This is a genomic window from Amycolatopsis solani (assembly GCF_033441515.1).
GTDB lineage: Bacteria > Actinomycetota > Actinomycetes > Mycobacteriales > Pseudonocardiaceae > Amycolatopsis > Amycolatopsis solani.
This window is the reverse complement of sequence record NZ_JAWQJT010000003.1, coordinates 841560-867175: the sequence shown is the minus strand read 5'-3', so window position 1 is coordinate 867175 and position 25616 is coordinate 841560. Positions and strand designations below refer to the sequence as shown.

The 25616-nt window shown below is 73.9% G+C and carries 27 protein-coding genes; 9 read left to right on the top strand and 18 right to left on the bottom strand.

All coding sequences use genetic code 11. The features are described from left to right. A complete protein-coding gene (locus tag SD460_RS36640; protein ID WP_318307683.1) occupies positions 1-1149 on the top strand; it encodes an RNA polymerase sigma factor in 1149 nt (382 codons plus the stop codon). Positions 1150-1366: 217 nt separating this feature from the next. Here the strand turns inward: SD460_RS36640 and SD460_RS36635 are convergent, their stop codons facing one another. From SD460_RS36635 to SD460_RS36585, 11 genes are all read right to left on the bottom strand, one after another. Beyond that, on the bottom strand, positions 1367-2914 hold the full coding sequence (locus tag SD460_RS36635; RefSeq protein WP_290057427.1) for an alpha/beta hydrolase: 1548 nt from the start codon (positions 2912-2914) through the stop codon (positions 1367-1369). A 75-nt stretch (positions 2915-2989) separates the two neighbouring features. Continuing rightward, on the bottom strand, positions 2990-4069 hold the full coding sequence (locus tag SD460_RS36630) for an ATP-dependent DNA ligase (protein WP_290057419.1): 1080 nt from the start codon (positions 4067-4069) through the stop codon (positions 2990-2992). Between the two features lie 27 nt (positions 4070-4096). Further along, positions 4097-4696, bottom strand: a complete 600-nt coding sequence (locus SD460_RS36625; protein ID WP_290057418.1) for an alkaline shock response membrane anchor protein AmaP — start codon at positions 4694-4696, stop codon at positions 4097-4099. Further along, entirely contained in the window at positions 4693-5229 is a 537-nt protein-coding gene (locus tag SD460_RS36620; protein ID WP_290057417.1) for a DUF6286 domain-containing protein, read from the bottom strand. The genes SD460_RS36625 and SD460_RS36620 overlap by 4 nt, the downstream gene beginning before the upstream one ends. 2 nt (positions 5230-5231) lie before the next feature. Beyond that, positions 5232-5582, bottom strand: a complete 351-nt coding sequence (locus tag SD460_RS36615) for an Asp23/Gls24 family envelope stress response protein (RefSeq protein WP_290057416.1) — start codon at positions 5580-5582, stop codon at positions 5232-5234. Next, positions 5579-5755 (bottom strand): hypothetical protein, encoded by a 177-nt coding sequence (locus tag SD460_RS36610; RefSeq protein WP_086865721.1) that lies wholly within the window; start codon positions 5753-5755, stop codon positions 5579-5581. Before SD460_RS36610 ends, SD460_RS36615 begins: the two co-directional genes overlap by 4 nt. Positions 5756-5803: 48 nt before the next feature. After that, positions 5804-6037: a hypothetical protein gene (locus tag SD460_RS36605; RefSeq protein ID WP_290057415.1), complete on the bottom strand. Its 234-nt coding sequence runs from the start codon at positions 6035-6037 to the stop codon at positions 5804-5806. Next, entirely contained in the window at positions 6034-6471 is a 438-nt protein-coding gene (locus tag SD460_RS36600) for an Asp23/Gls24 family envelope stress response protein (RefSeq protein WP_125315829.1), read from the bottom strand. The genes SD460_RS36605 and SD460_RS36600 overlap by 4 nt, the downstream gene beginning before the upstream one ends. A gap of 90 nt (positions 6472-6561) precedes the next feature. Then, on the bottom strand, positions 6562-6975 hold the full coding sequence (locus SD460_RS36595) for a hypothetical protein (protein ID WP_318307383.1): 414 nt from the start codon (positions 6973-6975) through the stop codon (positions 6562-6564). Next, a complete protein-coding gene (locus tag SD460_RS36590) occupies positions 6975-7523 on the bottom strand; it encodes an RNA polymerase sigma factor (RefSeq protein WP_290057413.1) in 549 nt (182 codons plus the stop codon). The genes SD460_RS36595 and SD460_RS36590 overlap by 1 nt, the downstream gene beginning before the upstream one ends. Continuing rightward, a complete protein-coding gene (locus SD460_RS36585; protein WP_290057412.1) occupies positions 7520-8257 on the bottom strand; it encodes a pyrimidine reductase family protein in 738 nt (245 codons plus the stop codon). The genes SD460_RS36590 and SD460_RS36585 overlap by 4 nt, the downstream gene beginning before the upstream one ends. Positions 8258-8346: 89 nt before the next feature. On the opposite strand from SD460_RS36585, the gene zapE reads away from it, so the two are divergent. After that, entirely contained in the window at positions 8347-9363 is a 1017-nt protein-coding gene (zapE, locus tag SD460_RS36580) for a cell division protein ZapE (RefSeq protein WP_290057411.1), read from the top strand. Here the strand turns inward: zapE and SD460_RS36575 are convergent. From SD460_RS36575 to rocD, 3 genes are all read right to left on the bottom strand, one after another. Continuing rightward, positions 9317-9874, bottom strand: coding sequence for a phosphatase PAP2 family protein (locus SD460_RS36575; RefSeq protein WP_290057426.1), 558 nt, complete (start codon positions 9872-9874; stop codon positions 9317-9319). The two genes, zapE and SD460_RS36575, sit on opposite strands and share 47 nt — an antisense overlap. 78 nt (positions 9875-9952) lie before the next feature. Then, a complete protein-coding gene (locus SD460_RS36570) occupies positions 9953-11311 on the bottom strand; it encodes a DUF2252 domain-containing protein (RefSeq protein WP_290057410.1) in 1359 nt (452 codons plus the stop codon). Between the two features lie 135 nt (positions 11312-11446). Then, complete coding sequence (gene rocD, locus SD460_RS36565; protein ID WP_318307382.1) at positions 11447-12679, bottom strand: ornithine--oxo-acid transaminase; 1233 nt, start codon at positions 12677-12679, stop codon at positions 11447-11449. A gap of 159 nt (positions 12680-12838) precedes the next feature. Between rocD and SD460_RS36560 the strand changes: the two genes are divergently transcribed. Genes SD460_RS36560 through SD460_RS36550 form a run of 3 tightly spaced genes read left to right on the top strand, consistent with a single transcriptional unit; the run spans position 12839 to position 16751 of the window. Then, entirely contained in the window at positions 12839-13678 is an 840-nt protein-coding gene (locus SD460_RS36560; protein ID WP_290057408.1) for a PPK2 family polyphosphate kinase, read from the top strand. A gap of 20 nt (positions 13679-13698) precedes the next feature. Then, positions 13699-15804: a S9 family peptidase gene (locus tag SD460_RS36555; protein WP_318307381.1), complete on the top strand. Its 2106-nt coding sequence runs from the start codon at positions 13699-13701 to the stop codon at positions 15802-15804. Then, positions 15801-16751, top strand: coding sequence for an LLM class F420-dependent oxidoreductase (locus SD460_RS36550; protein WP_318307380.1), 951 nt, complete (start codon positions 15801-15803; stop codon positions 16749-16751). The genes SD460_RS36555 and SD460_RS36550 overlap by 4 nt, the downstream gene beginning before the upstream one ends. Positions 16752-16754: 3 nt before the next feature. Here the strand turns inward: SD460_RS36550 and crcB are convergent, their stop codons facing one another. From crcB to SD460_RS36535, 3 genes are read right to left on the bottom strand one after another with little or no spacing between them, the layout of a single operon-like run. Continuing rightward, complete coding sequence (gene crcB, locus SD460_RS36545; RefSeq protein ID WP_318307379.1) at positions 16755-17129, bottom strand: fluoride efflux transporter CrcB; 375 nt, start codon at positions 17127-17129, stop codon at positions 16755-16757. Next, positions 17126-17458 (bottom strand): DUF190 domain-containing protein, encoded by a 333-nt coding sequence (locus tag SD460_RS36540; RefSeq protein WP_290057403.1) that lies wholly within the window; start codon positions 17456-17458, stop codon positions 17126-17128. Before SD460_RS36540 ends, crcB begins: the two co-directional genes overlap by 4 nt. Further along, complete coding sequence (locus tag SD460_RS36535) at positions 17458-17865, bottom strand: fluoride efflux transporter FluC (RefSeq protein WP_290057402.1); 408 nt, start codon at positions 17863-17865, stop codon at positions 17458-17460. The genes SD460_RS36540 and SD460_RS36535 overlap by 1 nt, the downstream gene beginning before the upstream one ends. 625 nt (positions 17866-18490) lie before the next feature. Between SD460_RS36535 and SD460_RS36530 the strand changes: the two genes are divergently transcribed. The 4 genes from SD460_RS36530 to SD460_RS36515 are packed head-to-tail and all read left to right on the top strand — an operon-like array spanning position 18491 to position 24184. Then, positions 18491-19876 (top strand): pyridoxal phosphate-dependent decarboxylase family protein, encoded by a 1386-nt coding sequence (locus tag SD460_RS36530; protein WP_438860637.1) that lies wholly within the window; start codon positions 18491-18493, stop codon positions 19874-19876. Continuing rightward, a complete protein-coding gene (locus tag SD460_RS36525; protein WP_318307378.1) occupies positions 19873-21150 on the top strand; it encodes a lysine N(6)-hydroxylase/L-ornithine N(5)-oxygenase family protein in 1278 nt (425 codons plus the stop codon). Before SD460_RS36530 ends, SD460_RS36525 begins: the two co-directional genes overlap by 4 nt. Beyond that, positions 21147-22880 carry an IucA/IucC family protein gene (locus tag SD460_RS36520; protein WP_318307377.1) on the top strand — a complete coding sequence of 578 codons (1734 nt, stop codon included), beginning with the start codon at positions 21147-21149 and terminating at the stop codon, positions 22878-22880. The genes SD460_RS36525 and SD460_RS36520 overlap by 4 nt, the downstream gene beginning before the upstream one ends. After that, the gene (locus SD460_RS36515; RefSeq protein ID WP_290057425.1) at positions 22877-24184 is read left to right on the top strand and encodes a type I glutamate--ammonia ligase; all 1308 of its coding nucleotides are present in this window, start codon (positions 22877-22879) and stop codon (positions 24182-24184) included. Before SD460_RS36520 ends, SD460_RS36515 begins: the two co-directional genes overlap by 4 nt. 7 nt (positions 24185-24191) lie before the next feature. Here the strand turns inward: SD460_RS36515 and SD460_RS36510 are convergent, their stop codons facing one another. Continuing rightward, positions 24192-25580 (bottom strand): FAD-binding oxidoreductase, encoded by a 1389-nt coding sequence (locus SD460_RS36510; protein ID WP_290057398.1) that lies wholly within the window; start codon positions 25578-25580, stop codon positions 24192-24194. Between the last annotated feature and the right edge of the window lie 36 nt (positions 25581-25616).

The following is a 25616-nucleotide window of genomic DNA, read 5'->3' as shown; positions in this document are numbered from 1 at the left end:
GTGGACGAGGTCCTGCTCCGCAGCCTCACCCCGGCCGTCCTGGGGGTCCTCGTCCGCCGCGGCGCCGGTTTCGCGGCGGCCGAGGACGCCGTCCAGGACGCGCTGATCGAGGCACTCCGCACCTGGCCGGACGACCCGCCCCGCGACCCGCAGGGCTGGCTGGTCACGGTGGCCTGGCGCAAGTTCCTGGACGCGACCAGGGCCGACACCGCCCGCCGCCGTCGTGAGGACGTCGTCGAAGCCGAGGTGGCCCCCGGCCCGGCGACGGCGGTCGACGACACGCTGCAGCTGTACTTCCTGTGCGCGCACCCGTCGCTGACGCCGTCGTCCGCGGTCGCGCTGACCCTGCGTGCGGTGGGCGGGCTGACCACGCGCCAGATCGCGCAGGCGTACCTGGTGCCCGAGGCGACGATGGGCCAGCGCATCAGCCGGGCCAAGAAGACGGTCTCGGGCGTGCGGTTCGACGAGCCCGGCGACGTCGCGACGGTGCTGCGCGTGCTGTACCTGGTGTTCAACGAGGGCTACTCGGGCGACGTCGACCTGGCGGCGGAGGCGATCCGCCTCACCCGCCGCCTGGCGGCGGCGATCGATCACCCGGAGGTGGCGGGACTGCTCGCCTTGATGCTGCTGCACCACGCCCGGCGAGCCGGCCGCACCGGCCCGGACGGCGAGCTGATCCCGCTGGCCGCGCAGGACCGGTCCACGTGGGACACGAAGCTGATCGCCGAAGGCGTGTCGATCCTGCAGACCGCCCTGGCGCGGGATCAGCTGGGCGAGTTCCAGGCCCAGGCGGCGATCGCGGCCCTGCACGCGGACGCCCCGGCGGCGGCCGAGACCGACTGGGTGCAGATCGTGGAGTGGTACGACGAGCTCGCCGCGCTGACGAAGAGCCCGGTCGTCCGCCTCAACCGCGCGGTGGCGGTGGGCGAGGCCGACGGCCCGCGCGCCGGGCTGGCGGCACTGGCGGAGCTGGACGCGGGACTCCCGAGGTACGCGGCGGTGGCGGCGTACCTCCACGAGCGCGAGGGCGACTTGGCGAGGGCGGCGCAGCTGTACGCGGAGGCGGCCCGGAAGGCGACGAACCTGGCGGAGGTCGAACACCTGACCCGCGAGGCGGCCCGCCTCAACGCCGCCCTCCGCGAGACCTGACCCGCCCGTCCTGCCTGCCGCCGGACGACGTGAATGACTCATTCCTGTCGTCAGACGACAGGAATGAGTCATTCACGTCACCCCGGCAGCCGCGATGCCGCGCCGACCCCGCGATGCCGGGACCACGGCACCGTGAGCGGCGCGGGACCGGCCTGGGGTACCGGACCACCCCGCCTTCGCCGGAACCCGGAAGTGGCCCCCGGAGGCGAGCAGCGGGTCAGGCGGGGCAGAGGGTGCCGTTCGCCGGGATCTTGCCGTCCACCAGGAACGCCCGCGCCGCGTCCGTCACGCACGGCGAAGCGCCCACCGCGCCGTGGCCCGCGCCCTGCCACGTGATCGTCACCGCCGAGGGCATCTGGTCCGCCGCGCGGGTGCTGCCCACTCCCGGCGTTGCCGGGTCGGCCGCCGTGGCTGCGACCAGGATCGGCGGGGCGCCCGGGGCGCCCGGGGCCGGCAGGGGCTCCGTGCGCACCGGCCACGGGCCGCACCACGCCAGCTGCTGGGCGATCACCGCGCCGAACTGCGGGTACTTCGCTCGCATGCCGGCCACCACCTGGTCGAGCTGGTCGGCCGACAGGCGGGACTGGCTGTCGTTGCAGCGGGTCGCGATCGTCGCGTCGATCCGCGACGGCTGGGCGCGCGAGTCGTGCAGGACCGGGGCCGCGAACGCCGCCAGGGGGCCGATGTTCCCGCCGCGCGCGGCCACCACCGCGTCCGCCAGCTCCGGCCAGCGCGAACGCTGCGACAGCCCCGAATACACCGCGTACATCGCCACGCCCGGGCCGAACGGGACGCCCTCGTCGGTCGACGGCGTGTTCGCGCGCAGCTGGTCGGTCAACGCGGCCAGCGCCGCCTTCGGGTCACCCAAAGCGCAACCGCGCGAAGCGCAATCCGTGCCGAAGGCGTCCAAGGTGGACTGCGCGCCGGCGGCGACCGCGTCGAGGACCGCCGCGGTGTCCGCGCCCGGGTCGGGGACGCCGTCGAGGACGACGCGGCCGACCTGGGCCGGGAAGCGGACCGCGTACTCGGCCAGCACCTTCGAGCCGTCGCCGCGGCCGAGGGCGTTCAGCCGCTCCATGCCCAGCTGCTTGCGGACCTCGTCGAGGTCGCCCGCCGAGCGCCAGCTGTCCAGCGCCGTCTGGGAGTCGTCCAGCTCGATCGCGCACTGCTGGCCGGCCTTGCGGGCCGCGTCCAGGACGTCCTGCAGGCCGCCCTGGGCCGGGTCCGCGTCGATCAGGTCGTGGCGGATGTCCGGCGGCACGCACTGGGCGGCGCCGGACATCCCGGTGCCGCGGCGGTCCACGCCCACCAGCGAGAACTTCTCCAGGAACGCCGGTGGCAGCGTCGCCGCCAGCCGGGCCGCGTACACCGTGCCCGGCTCGCCGTCGACGTCGTTGACCACCACCAGCGGCACCGGCCCGCTGCCCACCTTCAGCGCCAGCAGCCGCACCAGCGACCGGCGGGGCTCGCCGGGGGCGTCCAGCGGGGCGGTCACGCGCGCGCAGGTGAAGTGCAGGCTGTCCGGGACGGCGGGGGTGCCGATCCGCTGCCGGGTGTCGTCGTCGCAGTCGGCCCACTTCAGCGTCGGCGACTGCGGTTCGGCCAGCGGCGGCAGCGGCACCGGCGGCGTCGCGGACGGCGTGCTGCCGGTGGTCTTCCCGTCGTTCTCGACCAGCGCCGGGCGCACCGACGGCCCGGCGGCGCACCCCGCGGCGGAGGCCAGGGCGAGCAGCGCGACCAGGACACGGGAACGGCGGCGGCGCACGGGCGGGATCCTCACGTCGAGCACGATCAAGGGCAGGGGCCAGCCGAGCTTCGCACGGCCGGTGTGGGACGAGGGTTAGCGGGTCCGCACGACCTGGCCGCGGAACACGGCGTCGAGGTCGTAGCGGGCCGGCTCGTCCAGCTGGCTGTAGTCGCACGACGCGGCTTCGCGGTCCGGACGCCAGCGCTTGAACCGCGCGTTGTGCCGGAACCGCGACGGCATCCCGCCTTCGGTGTTCTCGTAGGCGACCTCGACCACGCGCTCGGGCCGCAGCGGCACCCACTCGTGCTCGGTGGCGCGCCAGCGCGTGATCCCGCCCGGGATGCGCTGGCCCTCGCCCTTCGCGAGCCCGCCCCACGGGTGGTCCTCGCCGTCGGTGACCAGCGGCGCGAGCTCCTCGGCCAGTTCGCGGCGGCGCGGCATCGGGAACGACCCGACCGTGCCGACGTGGTGCAGCACGCCGTGCTCGTCGTGCAGGCCGAGCAGGAACGAGCCGACCAGTTCGCCGGGGCCGCCGTCGACGTGCCAGCGCAGCCCGGCCAAGACGCAGTCCGCGGTGCGCACGTGCTTGTACTTGAGCATCACGCGCTTGCCGGGTGTGTACGGCTCGTCCAAGGGCTTGCCGATGACGCCGTCGAGGCCGGCGCCCTCGAAGAGCTCGAACCAGTGCCGCGCGGTGGCCGGGTCGGTGGTGGCCGGGGTGAGCGGGAACTTCTCGCCGGCCAGCTCCACGAGCCGGTCGCGCCGCACCGACGTCGGCTCGTCGAGCAGCAGGTCGTCGCCGAGGGCGAGGACGTCGAAGGCGACGAACTCGGCGGGCTGCTCGGCCGCCAGCAGCGTGATGCGGCTTTCGGCCGGGTGGATCCGCTCGGTGAGGGCGTCGAAGTCGAGCCGCCCGTTGCGCGCGACGACGAGCTCGCCGTCCAGCACGACCCGCGGCGGCAGCACCTCCAGCAGCCGGGCCACCGCTTCGGGGAAGTACCGGTTGAGCGGCTTTTCCGCGCGGGACTGCAGGTACAGCTCGTCGCCGTCGCGGAAGACGAGGCAGCGGAAGCCGTCCCACTTGGGCTCGAACAGCAGGCCGCCGGAGTCCGGGATGGCCTTCGACGGCTTGGCGAGCATCGGCTTCAGCGGCGGCTGCAGCGGTAGGGGCATGCTGCGCATTCTGCGGAAAAGCCCGGCTCAGCGCACGCGTTTCGCCGGGGCCGTGTCGAGCTCCAGCCGGACGGCGGTGGGCAGGACGTCGAGGCCGAGCGAGTCGCGGGCCCGCGCCAGCACCTGGGTGTCCAAGTCCGCCCAGACCCCCTTGAGGTCGGTGCCTTCGTGCAGCCACAGCGTGATCCGCAACGCCGGGGCGGTGCGCGAGCCGACGGCGCGGACCCGGGCGCGGCTGACGCCGCCGAGCCGTTCCGCGTCGGCCTGGACGGCGTCGGCGATCGCGGCCGCGGTGACCACCAGCTCGGCGCCTTCGGTGCGGTCGAGGTCCAGGTCCGGCCGCGGTTCCGGGCGCAGCGAGCGCAGTGCCCAGCGCAGGCCGAGCACGAACAGCAGCACGCCGAGCACGATCGCGCCGATCCGCGCGGGGGTCGCGTGGCTCCCGAGCCACTCGACGGCCATCGGGTCGAGCAGCGGACGGCGGCCGCGGTACTCGCCGAGCACCCCGAAGCCGACGACGAGCGCGAGCGCGCCGCCGAGCAGGGCGAGCAGCCCGACGAGGAACGTCAGCACGCGTTCGCCCGTGTAGGACCGGGAAAGTGCCTTCGCGGCGATGGACTTGCTCATCGGCGGTCCTTCGGCGAGTCGACGACGACGGTCACCTTCGGCCGCCGCGCCAGCGGGACGTCGTCGAGCAGGGCGGCGACGGTTTCGAGCAGCCGCGGCCGCAGTTCGCCCTCGGCTTCCAGGACGCTCTTCGCCCGGACGCGGATCCGCCGCGCGCTCGCGGTGACCGACGCGCCGGCGACGTTGTCCTGCGCGCGCACGGTCAGCCCGACCAGCCGGGCCAGCGAACGCGGCGACGTCGAGACGCTCACCCCGTCGGCCGGGTCGGTCAGCCGCACCGCGCGGCTGCCGGCCGCCATCGCACAGACGACGAGCACCAGGCCCGCGGCGGCGACCACGCCGGCGCCGACGCGGACCGCGTAGGCGTCCCAGCCCAGCGCCGCGAGCTGGGCCTGCCAGCGCGGCCACGGCACCAGCAGCGGCGCCGAATCCGGGCGCCACCAGTGCCAGCCGACTTCGAGGGCGAGCAGCGCGCCGGCGGCGGCGAAGGCCAGGCCGAGCAGCGTCGCCAGGACGCGGACGAACGGGCGCACGGCTACCGCACCCTCGGCGCGGCTTCGGGCAGCAGCGCGGAGACCGTCACGGCGAGCGTCCGCACGTGGTAGCCGGTGAGCAGCTCGACCTCTTCGGTGACTTTCTCGCGCACGTCGCCGACGACCGCGCGGACCGCGCCCGGGTAGCGCAGGGCGAGGTCCAGCGCGAGGTCGACGTCGTTGTCGAGGCCGCCGACCTTGGCCTTCGCGCCCTTTTTGCCGTCGCGCGCGGTGCCCGGCACCTGGTCGGCGGCGTGCTGGGCGACCTTGCGCACCACCGCGTGGCCGATGGTGAGGGTGCCGCGCTCGGCCGGTTCGGCGAGCTCGCGCGGCACGTCGAGGGCGCGGTTCACTTGTCGCGGCCCTTGCCGAACAGTTCGCCGAGGTCGAGTTCGCCGTCGAGGACCCGGCCGGCGACCAGGCCGATGATCCCGACGGCCAGTGTCACCAGGAACGCGGTGAATCCCTGGGTCGCGGCGAGGCCGAGGACCAGCCCGGCCAGGAGCCCGGTCTGCGTTGCGTTCACATGTCCTCCTTGGACGGGCGATGCGAGAAGCTTGCCCCGGCGGGGCGGTCACCGCACCCGGGGCGGGCGGCGGCGGAAGCGGGTGAACAGCGCCGCGAAACCCCGGCGGCGGCGGACGAAGCTGACCGGTGCGTCGAAGCGGGCGTCCGGCGCGGATTCGCGGAAGCGGGCGAGCCCCGCCGCGAACTCGGCCGGGTCGCCGCCAACGTCCGGGTGGTGGGTGCGCACGAACGCCCGGAAGGCTGCGCGGCCTTCCGGGTCCGAGGGTCCGCGGGCGGTCACTCCACCCGCGTGGACTCGGGCTCTTCGTCGCCCGGCAGGTGGATGTCGTTGACCGCGATGTTCACCTCGATCACCTCGAGCCCGGTGATCTGCTCGACCGCGGTGATCACGTTGCGCCGCACCGCGCGGGCGACGTCGGTGATCCGGGCGCCGTACTCGACGACGACGTCGAGGTCGATCGCGGTCTGCTTCTCGCCGACCTCGACCGACACGCCCGTCGTGGTCACCGTGCCGGAACCGGGGATCCGCTCGCGCAGCGCGCCGATCGCGCGGGACACCCCGCCGCCGCCGAGTGCGTGCACGCCGGCGACCTCACGGGCGGCGAGTCCCGCCACCTTCTGCACGACCAGCGACGAGATCGTGGTGCGGCCGGCGGCGCCCTCCTCGTTCAGCGGCGTCACCGTGCCGGGGCTCTCGGTCCGTTCCGGGTGCATGCGTGCTGGCTCCTCTCGCGGCGGTCTCTCGTCCCTACGATGCCCGGGAGCGCGGATCCCTCACGCAAGGTCCCCCGAACGGGGGAATGCTCAGTCCGCGTGGACGTCCACGACGTGCACGTTCACCGCGGTCGTGACGCCCAGCTGCCGGGACAGCTCTGCGGTGAGCTCCCGCCGCAGCGCCTCGGCGGCTCCGTCGGCGACGACGCCGAAGCGCACCGACACCAGCACCTGCACGACGTCGTCCTCGAGGGCGACGGCCGCGACGCGCACGCCGCCGGGGGCCCGGCCGGCCGCGATGGTCCCGGCCAGCCGGACGACGGCCTGTTCGGTGATCCGGAGCCCGCCGTCGTCCCCGGGTACGTCGACGGCCGTCCGGCGGCCGCGCGCTACCGCCCGCAGCACGCGTTCGACCAGGCCGGGCGGGGTCGGCACGCGGCGCCGGGCGGCGGCGCGCACGGCGTCCCAGCGCGGGTCGTGCTCGGGGTCGGTCTGCTCGGCCATCACCGCTCCCTCAACTCGGCGAGCAGCGCCACCCTGGCCCGGTGCAGCCGGGAGCGCAAGGCGCCGACGTTCACGTCGAGCACTTCCGCGACCTCTTCGTAGCTCAGCCCCTCCAGTTCGCGCAGCACGAGCGGCACCCGCTGCGACACCTCGAGCCTGCCGATCGCCCGCAGCACCGCGTCGACCTCTTCCGCGCGCACGACCCTGCCCTCGGGACCGGGGACGGCGAGCCGGGCCGTGTCCACAGTGGACTGGCCGGCCGGCTCGTCCAGCGAGATCGTGGGCTTGCGGCGGCGCAGCAGAGCGAGCGCGCTGTTGGTGACCACCCGGTAGAGCCAGGTCGACACCGCGGACTCGTGCCGGAACGTGCCGAGCGCGCGCCACGCGGCGAGCCACGACTCCTGCACGACGTCCTCGGCTTCGGCGGGGCTGCCGGTGATGCGCAGCGCGACCCGGTACATCCGGGGCGTGTGCTCCCGCACGAGCGCGCCGAACGCGGCTTCGTCCCCGGCCGCGGCCCGGGTGGCCAGGTCGGTGTCGGCGCTCACCCGGCGGCCCGGCGGTAGCGCAGGAACGTGAAGCCGTCCTCGACCAGGATCGACGCCAGCTCCAGCCGCCGGGGGACGGCCGCGGGACCGGTGGCGATCCGGTCCGCCGTCCCGGCCACGAGCAGCGGCGCGACGGTCAGGCACAGCTGGTCGACGCGGTCGGCCTCGATGAGCTGCGCGAACAGCCGCGGGCCGCCTTCGCACGCGATCCGGCGCAGCCCCAGCCCGGCCAGCAGGTCGAGCGCGCGCGGCAGGTCGACGTCGGCGGTGCCCGCGCGCAGAACCGTTGCGCCGGCGGCTTCGAGCGGCCCGGTCTCCGCCGTCTCCGTCGTGACGACGATCGGGGGCACGACGGTCTCGGTGAACAGCCGGGACGCGGGGTCGAGGTCCGCGCTCCGGGTCACCACCGCGATCGGCGGCACACCCGTGAAGCCGAGGCGGCGGCGGCGGGCCAGGCGCTTCGGGCCCGCGACGACCCCGCGGTAGTCCTCCGCGCGGGCGGTCCCGGCACCGACCAGCACGACGTCGGCGAGGTCGCGGCCGAGCAGGAAGATCCGCCGGTCGGCGGCGTGGGACAGCCCGGCCGACGTGGTGTCCACCTCGACGGCGCCGTCGGCGGACGCGACGAAGTTGACCTGCACCCACGGCCGGTCGAGGGTCGCCGGACAGGCGTAGATCTCTTCGAGGTCTTCCCCGGTCAGCTCGCCCGAGGAGAGGGGCCACACGCTCCGCACCGGACAATCCCAGCACGGGCGTGAAGCACGTCTCCACCGGGGCACACGGCTCCCCGGACGGGGGACAGCGGCGGATAGGCTCTGCGACCATGCCCGCGCACCTCACCGGACGTCGTCCCGAGCTGTCCGCCGACGAGCTGATCGGCGCGCTGGTGCCGCCGCCGCGCTTCGACGCCGTCCGGTTCGGCACCTACCTCCCGAACCCCGACGAGCCCAGCCAGGCCGCCGCGGTCGAGGCGTGCTCGGCGTTCGCCGCGAAAGTGGGGGCGCGCAAGGAGAAGAAGCGCTTCAAGCTCTTCGGCGGCGGCGCGCCGGAACCGGCCGGCGGGCTCTACCTCGACGGCGGCTTCGGCGTCGGCAAGACCCACCTGCTGGCCTCGGCGTGGCACGCGGCGCCGTCGCCCAAGGCGTACGGGACGTTCGTCGAGCTGACCCACCTGGTCGGGGCGCTGGGGTTCGCCGAGGCCGTGCGGCGGCTGTCGGAGCACCGGCTCCTGGCCATCGACGAGTTCGAGCTCGACGACCCGGGCGACACCACCCTGGTCACGCGGTTGCTGCAGGAGCTGATGGACGTCGGCGTGCACATCGCGGCGACGTCGAACACGCTGCCGGAGAAGCTGGGCGAGGGCCGGTTCGCGGCCGAGGACTTCCTGCGCGAGATCCAGACGCTTTCGGCCCGGTTCGACGTGGTGCGCGTCGACGGCCCGGACTACCGCCACCGCGGCCTGCCGGACGCGCCGCCGCCGGTGACCCCGGCCGAGCTCGAGGCGTCGGTGGCCGCGCACGAAGGGTCTACTGTGGACGACTTCGACGCGCTGTGCGAGCACCTGGCTTCCCTGCACCCGTCGCGTTACGGGCGGCTGCTGGACGGCGTCACCCGCGTGCACCTGCGCGGCGTCCACCCGGCGCCGGACCAGAACGTGGGCCTGCGGCTCGTGGCGTTCGCCGACCGGCTCTACGACCGCGCGATCCCGGTGGTGGTGTCGGGCGAGCCGCTGCCGTCGCTGTTCACCGAGGAGATGGTGAACGGCGGCTACCGCAAGAAGTACCTGCGCGCCGTCAGCCGGCTGACGGCGCTGGCACGCGACGCGGCGCCGGCCAGCTGAACAGCACGACGGAGACGGCGAACAGCGTCCCGCCCACGACGTCGGTCAGGTAGTGGTACCCCATCCCGACCAGCCCGGCGGTGGCCGCCAGCAGCGCCAGCGCGGACAGCACGGCGACGAGCACCTTGCGGGTGACGAGGACGAGCACGGTCAGCACGGCCACCAGGCTCACGGTGTGCCCGCTCGGGTAGACGAGGGTGTCGTTCTTCCAGCGGTCGTACAGCGGTTTGAGCAGCCAGCTCGTGAGCAGGATGGCCAGCACGGGAACGCCGAGCGCGAGCGCGGCTTCTCGTCGCTGTCCGGCGCGGAGGCAGAGGACGACGGCGAGCACCCCGAGCGCGACGACGACGTAGGGCTCGGTCGGCAGCACCAGGACCCGCACCACGCCGGGACTCAGGTGCGCGATCCAGCCGGCGGCCGTCTCGTCCACGGCGCCGGGCGCCGTCCCGCCGGCGAACGGCAGCCCCAGCAGCAGCGCGAGCAGCCCGCAGACCGCCGCCGCCACCCACATCTTCCTCACCGTGCGAGCGTAGTCGTGGGTGTTGAGTCGGGTTCTAACCCGACTCAACACTCACGACCGGCCACGTGCTCAGGCTGCGGCGAAGGCGGCGTGGTCGGCTTCTGTCCGGTCGGCGTAGCGGACGGCGTACGCGCCCAAGGCCTCGTCCAGCTCGGAGTCGTCGGCGAAGTAACCCGCCAGGAGCTTCGGGTGCAGTGAGCGCGTGTGGGCGCGGGCGAGCAGCGCCCCGGCCAGGCGGCCGTAGTCGTCGAGGTGGTCCTTCTCCAGTTCCGCCGGGTCGATGTCACCCTTGAGGTTGCGGAACTGCCGGACGATGAACGGCAGGCCGTCGATGGTGGTCCAGCCGAGCAGGATGTCCGTTTCGGCCTGGACGAGCCGGGCGCCGTCGACGATGCGCCGGCCTTCGTGGTCGGCGGCGGGCAGGTCGAGGTACGGGGCCAGCGCCGGGCGCTGCGCCTGCTTCACCTGCAGCACCAGGTCTTCCTCGTCGTTGCCGTGCAGCAGGGCGACGTAGCTGCGCAGCCCGACGCTGCCCGTGCCGACCACGCGGAAGGCGACGTCGGCGATCCGGTAGCGCGAGATCAGCGTCCGCCGCGACTCGCGAAGCGTGTCCACATAGGACACCAGACCGGCGGCGACGGCTTCGGCGGTCCGCTCGCCGACGTGCGTCAGCACCGGCGGGTCCTCGACGAACCGGTGGCGCGCCAGGCCGGTCTCGTGGTCGTCGACGCGCTCGGTCCACTTCGCCGCGACCTTGGCGCTGGTGTTTTTGCGGGCCTTCTCGGCGGCGTCGGCGAAGTCGTCGATCAGTTCGTCCGCGCGGGCCTTGGACAGCACCGAGGAGTCCGGCAGGGCGTTCCACGACCGCAGGAACGGCAGGTCGGCCAGCGCGCGGATGGTCCGTCGGTAGGACTTCACGGCGTCTTCGGCGGCTTCGCGGCAGCCGGACTCGCCGATGCCGCCCTCACGGCCGGCGAGCACCAGGCTGGCGGCGAGCCGCTTGAGGTCCCACTCCCACGGGCCCGGCACGGTCTCGTCGAAGTCGTTGATGTCCATCACGATCTTGCCCTCGGGCGTGCCGTAGAGCCCGAAGTTCGCCGCGTGCGCGTCCCCGCAGAGCTGCGCGGTGAGCCCGGCCGACGGCGTGCCGGCGAGGTCGGCGCCCATCAGCCCGGCGGCACCCCGGAAGAAGGTGAACGGCGACGCGCGCATGCGTTCGCGCCTCAGGTCGGCCAGTTCGGGCAGCCGCCCGGCGTTGCTGGCCTCGAAGTACTGCTCCGGCGTCGGCCGATCCGCACCGGCGACGTCGTGCTCGTGCGCGGCGGCGGGAGTCTTCTCCCGGAGCCGCTTCCCCCGCTCGTACAGCTCGGCCGGCGTGACGTTGTCCGCGCCGGCGAGCGGCCGTTCCACCCATTCCCCTGATCCCATACCGGGCACAACGTCCGTTCCGCGCGGTTCGCTCCCGAAAGCCGCGAAGGCCACCTTCGCGGCACCGCCCAGCCGGGACGTTGTGCTCCCGGATGCCGCCGGGGCGGGAGGCTCACCCGGCGGCATCCGGGGGGTTCAGGGGCGGATGACCTCGGCGATCGCGTCGATGCCGCGGTCCAGCTCCTCGCGGGTGATCACCAGCGGCGGCGCCACGCGCAGCGTGCGCTCGTGCGTCTCCTTGCACAGCACGCCCCGCGCCGCCAGTGCCTGGGAGGCGTCGCGGCCGGAGGGGCCGCCGGGGGCGATGTCGATGCCCGCCCACAGGCCGCGGCCGCGGACCTCGGACAGGCCGTGCCCGATCAGCCCGGTCAGCCGGGTGTGCAGGTGGGCGCCCAGCTCGGTGGAGCGCTGCTGGAACTCGCCCGTCTTCAGCAGGCGGACCACCGCGCGGCCGACCGCGCAGGCCAGCGGGTTGCCGCCGAACGTCGAGCCGTGCTCGCCCGGCTTCAGCACGCCCAGCACGTCGCGGCGGCCGACCACCGCCGACACCGGCAGGATGCCGCCGCCGAGGGCCTTGCCGAGGGTGTACACGTCGGCGCGGACGCCTTCGTGGTCCAGCGCGAGCACGGTGCCGGTGCGGGCCAGGCCGGACTGGATCTCGTCGGCGATCAGCAGCACGCCGTGCTCGTCGCACGCGGCGCGGACCTCCGCGAAGTAGCCCTCCGGCGGCACGATGACGCCGGCCTCGCCCTGCACGGGTTCCAGCAGCACGGCGGCGGTGCGGGGGGTGATCGCGTCGCGCAGCGCGGCCGCGTCGCCGTACTTCACCGTGACGAAGCCGGGCGTGAACGGGCCGAAGTCGGCGCGCGCGGTCTCGTCGGTCGAGAACGACACGATCGTGGTGGTCCGGCCGTGGAAGTTCGAACCGGCGACAACGATCTCGGCGGTGCCGTCCGGCACGCCCTTGACCTGGTGCGCCCACTTCCGGGCGACCTTCACCGCGGACTCGACGGCCTCGGCGCCGGAGTTCATCGGCAGCACCAGCTCGGTGCCGGTCAGCTCGGCCAGCTCCTGGCAGAACAGGCCCAGCTGGTCGTGGTGGAACGCGCGCGAAGTCAGCGTGACGCGGCCGAGCTGCTCGACGGCGGCGGCGACCAGGTCCGGGTGGCGGTGGCCGAAGTTCATGGCCGAATACCCGGAGAGGAAGTCGAGGTAGGACCGGCCCTCGACGTCGGTCACCGAGGCGCCCGCGGCTTCGGCGATCACGACGGGCAGCGGGTGGTAGTTGTGCGTGCTCCACCGCTCGTCGAGCTCGATGAAGCTCGCGGCGGAGGGGGCGGCGGTCTCCCGGCCGGCGAACGTCGTCATGCGTTCAGGTTAAGGGCACGACACGCAGAATTCAGCCGGGAATCGTTGCTTTCACCCGTTGTTCGTTGCGCAGTTCGGTGTGGGCACCCTCGAAACGCTGCGTGCGAGGGCCGCTGTGTTCGCCGAGAAAGCCGCCGCTCGAGTCGTTATCGTGCCGGGATGGCCAAAAAGGACGGCGGACGCCGGGTACGGGACGCGCTGCGCATCGACGGGGAGCTCCCGGACCCGGGCTCGACCCCGGTCGGACCCGGCAAGAAGCCCAAGGCACTGGAGAAGCTCGGCAGCGCGGGCGAACGGCTGTCGTCGCTGCAGGAGGCGCTCTACGCCGAGGGCGTCGGCGGCGGCACCCGCAGCGTCCTGCTCGTGCTGCAGGGCATGGACACCTCCGGCAAGGGCGGCACCGTCTCGCACGTGCTCGGCCTGGTCAACCCGATGGGCGTCCGCTACGCCGGGTTCAAGGCGCCGACACCCGCCGAGCGGCGGCACCACTACCTCTGGCGGATTCGCAAGCAGCTGCCCTCGCCCGGCCAGATCGGCGTCTTCGACCGCTCGCACTACGAGGACATCCTGGTCCCGCGCGTGACCGGGCTGCTGACCGCGGCCGAGCGGCGCCGCCGCTACGCCGAGATCAACGCCTTCGAGGAGGAGCTGGCCGGCGCGGGCACCACCGTCGTCAAGGTCTTCCTGCACATCTCGCCGGAGGAGCAGCTCAAGCGGCTCAAAGCGCGGCTGGAGACGCCGGAGAAGCGCTGGAAGTACAACCCGGGCGATCTCGAGGCGCGCTCGCACTGGCCCGCCTACCAGCAGGCCTACGCCGACATCTTCAAGAAGACGTCGCCCTGGTACGCGGTGCCGGCCGACCACAAGTGGTACCGGAACTGGGCCGTCGCGGAGCTGCTCATCGAGACGCTCACCGAGCTCAAGCCGCGGTTCCCGGAGCCGGACTACGACGTCGCCGCGGAACTGGCGAAGCTGAAGGGTGTTGGCGTACCGGAGTGATCGTCTGAAAGAGTGCGGGCGTGACCGATGTCGACGACCTCCCGTTCCTCCGCAAGCAGGCCCGTACCCAGCGCTTCACCCTCGGTGCGCCGAAGGAGTTCCGGGTCGCCCCGGACGGCTCCCGCGTGCTGTTCCTGCGCGCGGAGTCGGGCACCGACCCCCGGCACAGCCTCTGGTCGGCGGACCTGGCGACCGGCGCCGAGACCAAGCTGGTCGACGCCGCCGAGCTGCTGCCCGGCGAGGAGGAGCTGCCCGCCGAGGAGCGGGCGCGCCGCGAGCGCGCCCGCGAGACCGGCGGCGGCGTCGTGCACTACGGCGTCGACGCGGCTTTCACGGTCGCGGTGTTCTCCCTCTCGGGCAAGCTCTACACGCTGGACCTCGCGTCCGGCGAGGTGACGCTGCGCGTCGAGGGTTCGGTCATCGACCCGCGGCCCAGCCCGGCCGGCACGCACGTCGCCTACGTCCAGGACCGGCGGCTGCACGTGCTGGAGCTGGCCACGGGCGAGGACCGCGTGCTGGTCGAGGAGGACGGCGAGGACATCGCCTGGGGGCTCGCCGAGTTCATCGCGGCCGAGGAGATGGACCGCACCCGCGGCTACTGGTGGGCGCCGGACGGCCGCAGCGTCCTGGCCGAGCGCTCGGACCGCGGCCCGGTGCCGCGCTGGACCATCGCCGACCCGGCCAACCCGCAGCGGCCGGCGAACGTCGTCGCCTACCCGGCCGCGGGCACCACGAACGCGCTCGTTTCGCTGGCGGTGCTCGGCCTGGACGGCTCCCGCGTCGACGTCGAGCCGGGGGAGTGGGAGTACCTGGCATCGGTGCACTGGTCGGCGGGCGGCGCGCCGCTGCTGGCCGTCCAGCCGCGCGACCAGAAGCGGATGGACGTCCTCGCGCTCGACGTCGCCGACGGCTCGACGTCGGTCGTGCACACCGCGGCCGACCGGCACTGGATCGACATCGTCGGCGGCGTGCCGGCGTGGACGCCGGACGGGCGCCTGGTCACCGAGGGCATGGTCGACGGCGACCACCGGCTGTTCGTCGGCGGCGAGGCCGTCACCCCGGCCGGGCTGCAGCTGCGCGCGGTGCTCGACGTCGGCGACGAGATCCTCTTCAGCGCGTCCGAGGCCGACCCGACGCAGATCCACGTCTTCCGGACCGAGGGCTCGTCGGTCCGCCGGTTGTCCACTGTGGATGGCGTGCACGTCGGGTCCGGGTCCGCGGCGATCACCGTGCTTTCGTCGTGGAGCCTGGATTACAGCGGCCCGCGCGTGTCCGTCCTGCGGGACGGCTCGCCGGTCGCGTCGATCGCGTCGTCCACTGTGGACCCCGAGATCGTGCCCAACCTGACCTGGCTGACGCTGGGCGAGCGCGGCCTTCGTGCGGCGCTGCTGCTGCCCCGCGGCTACGAGCCCAGCGAGGGCAGGCTGCCGGTGCTGCTCGACCCGTACGGCGGGCCGCACGCCCAGCGCGTGCTGCAGAGCCGCAACGCGTTCCTGACCTCGCAGTGGCTGGCCGACCAGGGCTTCGCGGTGCTCGTCGCGGACGGCCGCGGCACGCCCGGGCGCGGCGCGGTGTGGGAGCGCGAGATCCACGGCCGCCTCGCCGACGTCACGCTGCAGGACCAGGTGGACGCGGTGCAGGCGGCCGCGGCCGCGCACCCCGAGCTGGACCTCGAACGCGTCGCGATCCGCGGCTGGTCCTACGGCGGGTACCTGTCGGCGCTGGCCGTGCTGCGCCGCCCGGACGTGTTCCACGCGGCGGTCGCGGGCGCGCCGGTCACCGACTGGTCGCTGTACGACACGCACTACACCGAGCGTTACCTGGGGACGCCGCAGGACGACCCGGAAAGCTATGCGCACAACTCGCTGATCGAGAGCGCCGCGGAGCTGAGCCGCGCGCTGCTGATCGTGCACGGGCTGGCGGACGACAACGTGTTCGTCGCGCACGCGCTGCGGCTGTCGTCGGCGCTGCTGGCGAAGGGACGCCCGCACGTCTTCCTGCCGCTGGCGGGCGCGACCCACATGACGCCGCAGGCCGAAGAGGTCGCGGAGAACCTGATGCGCACGCAGGTGGACTGGCTGCTGCGCGAGCTTTCCGCCGTCGCCGTCGAGAAGGAGAACGCATGACCCGCTGGGGCCTGACGATTCCGCTGACCGGGGTGCCGCTGGCCGCGCACCGCGAACTGGTCGAGCAGCTGCCCGACCTCGGCTACACCGACGCGTGGACCGCGGAGACGGCCGGCACGGACGCCTTCACCCCGCTCGTGCTGGCCTCGCAGTGGGCGCCCCAGCTGCGGCTGGGCACGGCGATCGTGCCGGTGTACACCCGCGGCCCCGGCCTGCTGGCGATGCAGGCGGCGACGGTCGCGGAGCTGGCCCCCGGCCGGTTCGTCCTCGGCATCGGCGCGTCGTCGCCGGTGATCGTCTCGAACTGGAACGCGGCTCCCTTCGAGGAGCCGTTCGCGCGCTCGCGGGACACGCTGCGCTTCCTGCGTTCGGCGCTGGCGGGGGAGAAGGTCACCGAAAAGTACGACACGTTCGCCGTCTCGAAGTTCCGCCTGGAGCGCCCGGCCGACCCGCCGCCGTCGATCATGCTGGCGGCCCTGCGCCCCGGCATGCTGCGGCTGGCGGCCCGCGAGGCGGACGGCGCGATCACCAACTGGCTGGCGGCTTCGGACGTGCCCAAGGTGCGTTCGGTGATCGGCCCGGACGCCGAGCTGGCGGCCCGCATCTTCGTCTGCCCGACGGAGGACGCCGAGGCGGCGCGCGGCCTGGGGCGGATGCTGATCTCGAGCTACCTGACGGTCCCGGTCTACGCGGCCTTCCACGACTGGCTCGGCCGCGGCGAGGCACTGGCGCCGATGCACGAAGCGTGGGCGGCCGGCGACCGGCAGAAGGCCAACCAGGTGATCCCCGACTCGGTCGTGGACGAACTGGTGATCCACGGCAGCGTGGAGTCGTGCCGGGAGCAGGTCCAGTCCTATGTGGACAACGGGCTGACGACGCCGATCATCGCGCTGCTGCCCACCGGCGGGGACCCGTTCGACCAGGTGCGCGGCCTGGCTCCGCGCTGATTTCTACGAGAAGGTGACGGTGGCCAGCAGCAGCCCGGCGGCCCCGGCGGTCAGGCCCGCGGCCACCGTCACCAGCACGTTGAGCACCGCGTAAAGCCGCGTCTTCTCCAGGAACAGCCGGACCGTCTCGTAGCCGAACGTCGAGAACGTCGTCAGGCCGCCGCAGAAGCCGACCGCCACCAGCGCCCGGACGGAGGACGGTTCGGCGCCGTGCAGGAGCCAGCCGCTGAGGAAGCCCAGGATGAACGAGCCGGCGACGTTGACGGTGAGCGTGCCGAACGGGAACGGCGAATCCCGCCACGCCTGCACCCGCCGGTCGGTCAGGTAGCGCAGGATCGAACCCGCGGCGCCGCCGAGGGCCACCAGGACGAGGGTCACTCGGTGCGCCCCACGTAGCGGACCACCTCGACCTGGTCGAGCGTCACCAGACCCTCGCCGATGAGCTCGTCCAGCTGCGGCAGGAACGCGCGGAGCTTCGCCTCGGCGTCGATGATCACGATGACCACCGGCAGGTCCTCCGACAGCGAGAGGATCCGCGTGGTGTGGATCAGCGACGAAGCGCCGTAGCCCTCGACGCCGCGAAGCACCGAAGCGCCCGCGAGGCCGGCGTCGCGCGCCCGGCGGACGATCTCGTGGTATAGCGGCTTGTGGTGCCAGTGGTCGTCTTCGCCGAGGTAGATCGTGAGGCGGGTGGCCGGTCCTTCCATCAGCGTCCCTTCCGGAGTGCGCGCGTCGCCGTCAGCCCGGCCGTCACCGCGGCCAGGCACAGCGCCAGCGAGGCCGCCACGTACAGCAGCGAACCGAGCAGGCGCCCGGTCGTGGCCGCGTCGAGGGTGTCGGTCACGAAGGTCGAGTACGTCGTGAAGCCGCCGAGGATGCCGACGCCGAGGAACGGCCGGAGCAGGGGGTGGGGGCGCGCGGTGGTCGTGAGGAACGCCATCAGGACGCCGATGAGCAGGCAGCCGAGCGCGTTGGTGAGCAGCGTCGCGAGGGCGAACTCGCCGCGCGCGTGCGGGATCGCGACGGACAGCCCGTAGCGGGCGAGACTGCCCAGCGCACCGCCGGCGCCGATCGCGAGCAGGACGTCCCATCGGGTCGCGGGCACGCTGATCACCTCCGGCGCCGAACCTACTCCCGATGGCCGACGCGTCCCCGCCACCCGGTCGAGCATGCTGGACGGGGCCGGGTGACAGGCAGCCGTCGGTCGCCGTACTGTTGCACAGCGTAGGCAAGGCAACCCTAAGGAAGGCGCGTACATGCGAGCAGACGGGCTGGCCGGTGGCCACGACGGCGCGGACCGCCTGGCCGAGCTGATCCCGGCAGCACTACGCGGCATGGCCGCGGGCACCGCCGAACGCGGCGGCCCCATCCCGGCCGGCGGCCCAGCCGCGGTGGCCGCGGCGCTGATGGCCGAGCACGGCGAAGGTGAGGCGGCGGAGTCGGCCCGATCGGGTGGTTCGGCGGGGGTTGGCGAGCCGGCCGATGCCGTCGAACCTGCCGCCGGTCACGCTGCCGCCTTCGAGCCCGCCGGTGCACCCCAGGCCGGCCTCGGAACCCCGGCCGGTGCCTTCGAACCTGCCGCTGGTCACGCTGCCGCCTTCGAGCCCGCCGGTGCACCCCAGGCCGACCTCGGCACCCCGGCCGGTGCGCTCGCGCCCGCCGAGGCGTGGCCGGCCGAGCTCGGCGCCCTTGAGCCGACCTCCGGCTACGGCGCCGATGGTGGCGATGGGCTGGAGCGGATCGCGGCCCACGCACCCGGCCCGGCGAGGGTCCAAGAGCCTGCTGCCGGCGATGCCCTCGAGCTCGCCGACGCGCCGCGAGCCGGCCTCGGCACCCTCGAACCCACGCCAACCCCCGCGCCCGGCGCCCTCCCGCGCCACGGCGTCGGAGCCGAAGCCGCTCTCGAAGAGCTCAGCCGCCTGCTCGCCGCCGGGTCGGCCGATCCCGCTGATCCCGCCTGCGCCGCTCACCTCCACTGCCCGCCGCTCGCCGTTTCCGTGGCCGCCGATGTCGTCGCGAGTGCGCTCAACCCCTCCATGGACTCCTGGGACCAGGCGCCGGTCGCCAGTGAGCTCGAGCGCGAGTTCACCACCGGGATCGCCCGGTTGTGTTACCCCGATGCCCGCGACCCCGACGCCGTCGTCACGACCGGTGGTACCGAATCGAACCTGCTCGGCCTGCTGCTCGCGCGCGAAAGCGGCGTCGTCCAAGCCGTCTGCGGGGCCAACGCCCACCACAGCGTCGCCCGCGCCGCCTGGCTGCTCGGCCTGCCCGCCCCGATCGTCGTGCCGTGCGCGGGCGATCGCATGCTGCCCGGGACGCTCGCCGAGGTCGTCACGCCGGGGACCGTCGTCGTCGCGACCGCCGGGACCACCAACACCGGCACCCTCGACCCGCTCCTCGAAATCGCCGAGATCTGCCGCGGTAAAGGCGCTCGCCTGCACGTCGACGCCGCCTACGGGGGCACCGCCCTGTGCAGTGACGCGCTCAAGGGCAAGCTCGCCGGGCTCGAGCTGGCCGACTCCGTCGCGCTCGACCTGCACAAGTTCGGCTGGCAGCCGGTCGCCGCCGGGCTGTTCGCCGCGCGGGAAGCCGCCGATCTCGCCGCGCTGACCGTGCGGGCCGAGTACCTCAACGCCGACGACGACACCGAAGCCGGGCTGCCGGACCTGCTCGGCCGGTCGATCCGGACGTCGCGGCGGCCGGACGCCTTCCGGATGGCCGTCACCGTGCGCGCGCTGGGGACCGAGGGGCTCGGCGCGCTCGTCGAACGCTGCTGCGCCACCGCGGCCGGCGTCGCCGCGTACGTCGAGCGGCACCCCGGACTCCGGCTGTGGGGCGCGCCGGAACTGTCCACTGTGGTCCTGCGGCCGGTCGTCGCCGACGCCGGTGGCGGGGACGAGCTCGTCGCGCGCGTCCGCCGGGCGCTCCTCGAAGCCGGCACCGCCGTCATCGGCCGGGCCGCGCTCCCGACCGGGCCCGGGGGCGCCGACGAGCTGTGGCTCAAGCTGACGCTGCTGCACCCGCACACCACCGCCGCCGAGTACCGGCCGCTGCTCGACCACATCGCCGCCACCGCGGGCGCCGAATTCGTCGCCGGCCGGGAAAGCCCGGTCGCTTCGTGAGGCGCCACCACCTCGCGGGCGTCGGGATCGGACCGTTCAACCTGTCGCTCGCGGCGCTGGCCACCGGCGTCGACGGCCTGGACGCGGTGTTCTTCGACGCCCGCCCGGAGTTCCGCTGGCACCCCGGCCTGCTGGTCGAGGGCGCGACGCTGCAGGTGCCGTTCCTGGCCGACCTGGTGACGCTGGTCGACCCGACGAACCCGTTCTCCTTCCTCAACTACCTGCGCGACCGCGGCCGGCTGCTCCCGTTCTACTTCGCCGAGCGGTTCCACCCGCCGCGCGCCGAATACGACGACTACGGCCGGTGGGCCGCCGACCGGATGCCGTCGTGCCGGTTCGGGCACGAGGTCACCGGCATCCGCTGGGCCGGCGACGCCTTCGAGCTGACGGTCGCCGGAGCCGGACCGGTGCTCGCCGACAACGTCGTGCTCGGCGTCGGCTCGGTGCCTTCGGTGCCGGAGCCGCTGCGCGACCTCGTCGCCGATCCCGGTGTCCTGGCGCTGCACTCGGCGGATTACCTGCCCCACCGGGAAAAGCTGCTCGCCGCCGGGAGCGTCACGGTCGTCGGGTCCGGGCAGTCGGGCGCCGAGGTGTTCCTGGACCTGCTGCGCTCGCGGTCCACTGTGGACGGCCTGCGCTGGCTCGCGCGGACGCCCGCGTTCGCGCCGATGGAGTACTCGAAGCTCGGCCTCGAACAGTTCACCCCGGACTACACCGCGTACTTCCACGGCCTCCCCGAAGCCGTCCGCGACCGGCTGCTGCCCGCGCAATGGCAGCTGTACAAGGGGATCGACGCCGAGACGATCGCCGCGATCCACGACGAGCTCTACCGCCGCAGCATCACCGGCCCGCCGGGTGCGGTGCTGACCCCGGGGGTCGAGGTCGTCGACTCGTCCACAGTGGATGGTCAGATCGAGCTGCGTGTGGTGCAGTCCCAGCAGGGGCGGGAAAGCGCCCTGCGCACCGACGCCGTCGTCGCGGCCACCGGGTACGCCGAGGCACCGACCGGGCCGCTGCTGGCCGGGCTCGGTGACGCCGTCCGCCGCGACGGGCGAGGCCGCCTGGTCGTCGACGCCGGCTACCGCGTCGCCCTCGACGTGCCGGGCGCGCTGTACGTCCAGAACGCGGAACGGCACACCCACGGCCCCGGCGCCCCCGACCTCGGGCTCGGCGCCTGGCGGGCGGCCGTGATCCTCAACGCCGTGTGTGGCAAGGCCGTGCACGAGCTGCCCGACCGCACCGCCTTCACCACGTTCGGCCTGGAGGACAAGTGACCCTCGACGAGGCGGCCGCCTGGCGCGCGGCCGGTGCCCTGATCGCGCACAAGATGCTCGGTGAGCTGTCCTACGAGCACCTGCTGGAGCCGGACGGCGACGGCGACTCCTACCGGCTCGAGCTGCCGGGCGGGGTCGGCTACACGTTCCGGGCCCGACGCGGCGCGTTCGACGCCTGGACGGTCGAACCGGGCAGCGCGCGCCGGTCCGGCGAGCCGGTCACCGACCCGCGCACCCTCGTCGTGGACGCCAGGGAAGTGCTGGGGCTCAGCGGGTTGCGGCTGGCCGACGTGCTGGCCGAGCTGACGTCGACGGTCGCCAACGAGGCCGCCCGGCTGCGCCGCGCCCCGACCGCGGCGGCACTGTCCACGATGGACTACAACGTCGCCGACGGGCACCTCACCGGCCACCCGCGGCTGGTGCTGAACAAGGGCCGCGTCGGGTTTTCCACGCACGATCGCGCCCGCTACGCGCCCGAGGCGGGCGCGGACGTCCGGTTGCGCTGGTTCGCCGTCCACCCGGACCACGCCGAGTTCCGCTGCGTCGAGGGGCTGACCCGGGACGCCCTGTTGGACGGCGAACTCGGGACGCTGCGGGCGGAATTCGCCGGGAAGGCACCGGAAGACTACGTCTGGGTGCCGGTGCACCCTTGGCAGGCCGACGAGATCCTCGGCACGCTCTACGCCGCCGAGCTCGCCACCGGCGTCGTGGTCGACCTCGGGGAGAGCGCCGACGCCTACCGCGCGCACCAAACGGTCCGGACCCTGGGCAACGTCACCACGCCGGGCCGCCACGACGTCAAGACCGCGGTCTCGGTGCGCAACACGCTCGTCTACCGCGGGCTCAATTCGGCCGCGACGCTCGCCGGGCCGTCGGTGACGACGTGGCTGCGCCGGATCAGCGCGGCGGACCCGCTGCTGAGCGAGCAGTACCGGTTCGGGCTGCTCGGCGAAGTCGCGAGCGTGTCGGTGACGCACCCGCTGTTCGGCCACCTGGACGAACTGCCGTACCGCTTCCACGAGACGCTGGGCGCGCTGTGGCGCGAGCCGATCCCGCTCGCCGACGGGGAACGCGCGATTTCGTTCGCCGCCTTGCCTTATCGCGGGCTTCGCGGCGGCTCCGTGCTCACGCACCTGATCGGGCGCCACGACCCGGAGACGTGGCTGGCCCGGCTGTTCGACCTCACGCTGACGCCGTTGCTGCAGTGGCTGCTGCGCCACGGCGTCGGGTTCTGCCCGCACGGCCAGAACCTGGTCCTCGTCGTCGACGGCGCCGGGTTCCCGCGGCGGGTGCTGATCAAGGACTTCGCCCAGGGCGTCGACCTGCTCGACGAGCGGCTGGAGAGCTACGAGTCGCTGCCGCCGGAGGCGGCCGCGGACATGTTGCGCTGGCCGGCGCACCTGCTCGCGCAGTCGCTGTTCAGCTCGGTGTTCTCCGGCCAGTTCCGGTTCTGGGCCGAGGTCCTGCTCGACGAGACCGGCCTGCCCCGGGCCCGGTTCTGGGCGCTCGTGCGCGAGGTCGTGGGGCGCTACCGCGCCGAAAACCCGGACGTGGCCGCGCGGTTCGACGCCTGTCGCTTGTTCGCCCCGGACGTCGAGCGCGTGACGCTCAACCGGGAACACCTGGCGGGCCAGGGTTTCGACAAGGTGGAGCGGGACGACGAGTTCGACGTCCGGTGGGGCCGGGTGCCGAACCCGCTGCACGCCCCGGACCCCGGCGGCGCGTGGTGACGCCGTTCGCGCGGCCGGCCGGCCCACGGTCGCTGGCCGCGCGCCAGGCCGCGGCGGACGCGGGGACGGCCGTGCTGCGCGGAGTGCTCGCGGAGGACGGCGCGCGGCTGCTCCTGCTGGTGCCCGACCCGCACGCCCGGTTCGCCGCGGTCGAGCTGGCCGCGCCGTTCGCCGCCACGGTCCTCGACGACGGCTACGGCGTCTGCAGTTACGTCTTCGCGTGGACGCCGGACCGCGAGCCGCTGCCGGCGTCCGGCGTGCTGGGCGGCTACCTCGAAGGCTTCGGCGACCTGCGCATGCGGCCGGACGCGGCGACGGCGATCCCGCTCGGCGACCGGACGTGGGCGGTGGTGTGCGACGCCGAGTGGCCCACCGGCCAGCTCGCCGAGCTCGCCCCGCGCGAGGTGCTGCGCGGCCAGCTCGCGGCGCTGGAAGGGCTCGGGCTGGTGCCCTCGGTGGGCATCGAGCACGAGGTCGTGTTCACGGGCGCGGACGGGGAACCGCTCACCGCGCACGGCACCGACTACGCGCTCGGCGGCACCGAACGCCTGGCACCGCTGCTGTCCGACGTCCGGTCCGCTTTGGACGAAGCCGGTCTGGGCGTCGAATCCGCCCGCGCCGAATGCCATCCCGGGCAGTACGAGGTCGTGCTGCGTCACCGCGACGCCCTGTCGGCGTGCGACGACGTGCTGCTGCAGCAGCTGATCGTGCGCCGGGCCGCCGCGCGCCACGGGGTGTCCGCGTCGTACCTGGCCGCACCCGCGCCTGGGCAGGGCAATTCGGGCCACGTGCACCTGTCGCTGTCCACTGTGGACGGCTCACCGCCGGACCTGCTGGGCGGCTTCCTGGCGGGCGTGCTGCGCGACGCGCGGGCACTGACGGCGGTGTGGGCCCCGACGTGGAACAGCTACGTGCGCCTGCGGACGGCGCCGTTCTCCCCGCGCGAGATCCGCTGGGGCCACGACGACCGCACGGCCGCGGTGCGCGTCGCCGGGCCGCCGTCGGACCCGCGCCTGGAGTTCCGCTTCGCCGGCGCGGACGCGCAACCGCACCTGGTGGTCGCGGCCCTGCTCGCGGCCGGGCGGTTCGGGCTGGAGGAAGGCCTGGCCCCGCCGGAGCCCGGGGCGCCCGCCGGGACGTTGGCGGCTTCGCCGTGGGAGGCGCTGTCCCTGCTGGGCCGGGTGGGGGAACTGCTGGGCACGGACGTCGAGGCCCAGCTGACGGCGCTGCTCACCGAGGAGATCGAGTCCGGTCTGGACACGGTCACCGACTGGCAGCGCCGCCGCGGCACCCTCCGCTCCTGACCGGCCGTTACGCCGGGCGGATGTTCTGGTTGACGTGGAACACGTTCGCCGGGTCGTAGCGGCGCTTCACCGCCGCCAGGCGGTCGTAGTTGGTGCCGTACGAGGCGCGGACGCGGTCCTGGCCCTCCTCCATCATGAAGTTGACGTACGCCCCGCCCGCCGACGTCGGGTGCAGTTCCTCCCAGTACTCGCGCGTCCACTGGGAAATCTCCGCCGCGCGGTCCGGGGACGGGTCGACCCCGACGATCACGCCCGACCAGCCGCCGGAGCGGTGCGGGAACGCCGTCGCGCCCGGTGCCACCCGGCTCGCCGCGCCGTCGATCGGGTACAGGTGCATCGACGAGTGCATCGTCGGCAGGGCCGCGCCGTGCTTGAGGTGGACGTCGATCGCCGCGTCGGAGATCTCGTGGAACACGTCCGCGCGCCAGTACCACTGCAGGCCCGGCGGGTACAGCGCGTCGAACGCGCCCTGCAGCGCGGTGTAGGGCATCTCGTGCAGCCCCACCAGCAGTGGCGAGCCGAACGAGCGGATGGGCGCCAGCACTTCGTCGGCCTTGTCGTGCGGGCCGGTGTAACACCAGACGATGCCGCACGCCTTGCGGCCCCACAGCTGCTCGGGGAACGGCGGTGCCGGCGGGATGGTCAGCAGCCCGAACCAGCCGTTGACCTCCTCCGGCAGCGACGGCAGCAGTTCGCGGTACCAGCGCAGCACCTGGGGCGTGTCGTCCAGGTCGTAGAGCACCGGCCCGCCGAGCACCGAGCCGCGCTCGCCGATGTCGTGGCAGCGGAACGTGAACGACGTGACGACGCCGAAGTTGCCGCCGCCGCCGCGCAGGGCCCAGAACAGGTCGGGGTGCGAAGACTCCGACGCGTGCACGAAGGAGCCGTCCGCGAGGACGACGTCCGCGCCGAGCAGGTTGTCGACCGTCAGGCCGAAGCGCCGGGCCAGGTAGCCGATGCCGCCGCCCAGCGTCAGGCCCGCGACGCCGGTGGACCCGACGATGCCCGACGGCGTCGCCATGCCGAACGCGACCGTCGCGTGGTCGACGTCGCCCCAGGTGCAGCCGGCGTCGGCGCGCACGGTGTGGCCGACCGGGTCGACCGTGGTGCTGCGCAGCCCGGACAGGTCGATGACCAGCGCGCCGTCGGCGACGCCGAGGCCGCCCGCGTTGTGGCCGCCGCCGCGCGCGGCGAGGTCGAGCCCCCGCTCGCGGCCGTAGCGGACGCAGGCGACGACGTCGGCGGTGTCGCGGCAGTAAGCGATCGCCGCCGGGCGCTTGTCGATCATGGCGTTGTAGACGGCGCGGGCTTCGTCGTAGCCCGGGTCCGCCGGCGTGACGAGGTCGCCGCGCAGGGTGGCGGCCAGGGCTTCGTGCGGTAACGCGGTGGTGGTCATGGTGCCCCTCTCGGATTTCCCGGTTCCGAGGCGAAG

Coding starts and splice junctions, on each gene's coding strand:
- SD460_RS36570 (WP_290057410.1), bottom strand. CDS start 11,311: ATGGGATCAGGGGAATGGGTGGAACGGCCGCTCGCCGGCGCGGACAAC.
- SD460_RS36540 (WP_290057403.1), bottom strand. CDS start 17,458: ATGGAAGGACCGGCCACCCGCCTCACGATCTACCTCGGCGAAGACGAC.
- SD460_RS36575 (WP_290057426.1), bottom strand. CDS start 9,874: ATGTGGGTGGCGGCGGCGGTCTGCGGGCTGCTCGCGCTGCTGCTGGGG.
- SD460_RS36510 (WP_290057398.1), bottom strand. CDS start 25,580: ATGACCACCACCGCGTTACCGCACGAAGCCCTGGCCGCCACCCTGCGC.
- rocD (WP_318307382.1), bottom strand. CDS start 12,679: ATGACGACGTTCGCCGGCCGGGAGACCGCCGCCCCCTCCGCCGCGAGC.
- SD460_RS36600 (WP_125315829.1), bottom strand. CDS start 6,471: ATGCACCCGGAACGGACCGAGAGCCCCGGCACGGTGACGCCGCTGAAC.
- SD460_RS36560 (WP_290057408.1), top strand. CDS start 12,839: ATGGCCAAAAAGGACGGCGGACGCCGGGTACGGGACGCGCTGCGCATC.
- SD460_RS36625 (WP_290057418.1), bottom strand. CDS start 4,696: ATGAGCAAGTCCATCGCCGCGAAGGCACTTTCCCGGTCCTACACGGGC.
- SD460_RS36550 (WP_318307380.1), top strand. CDS start 15,801: ATGACCCGCTGGGGCCTGACGATTCCGCTGACCGGGGTGCCGCTGGCC.
- SD460_RS36630 (WP_290057419.1), bottom strand. CDS start 4,069: ATGCCCCTACCGCTGCAGCCGCCGCTGAAGCCGATGCTCGCCAAGCCG.
- SD460_RS36595 (WP_318307383.1), bottom strand. CDS start 6,975: ATGGCCGAGCAGACCGACCCCGAGCACGACCCGCGCTGGGACGCCGTG.
- zapE (WP_290057411.1), top strand. CDS start 8,347: ATGCCCGCGCACCTCACCGGACGTCGTCCCGAGCTGTCCGCCGACGAG.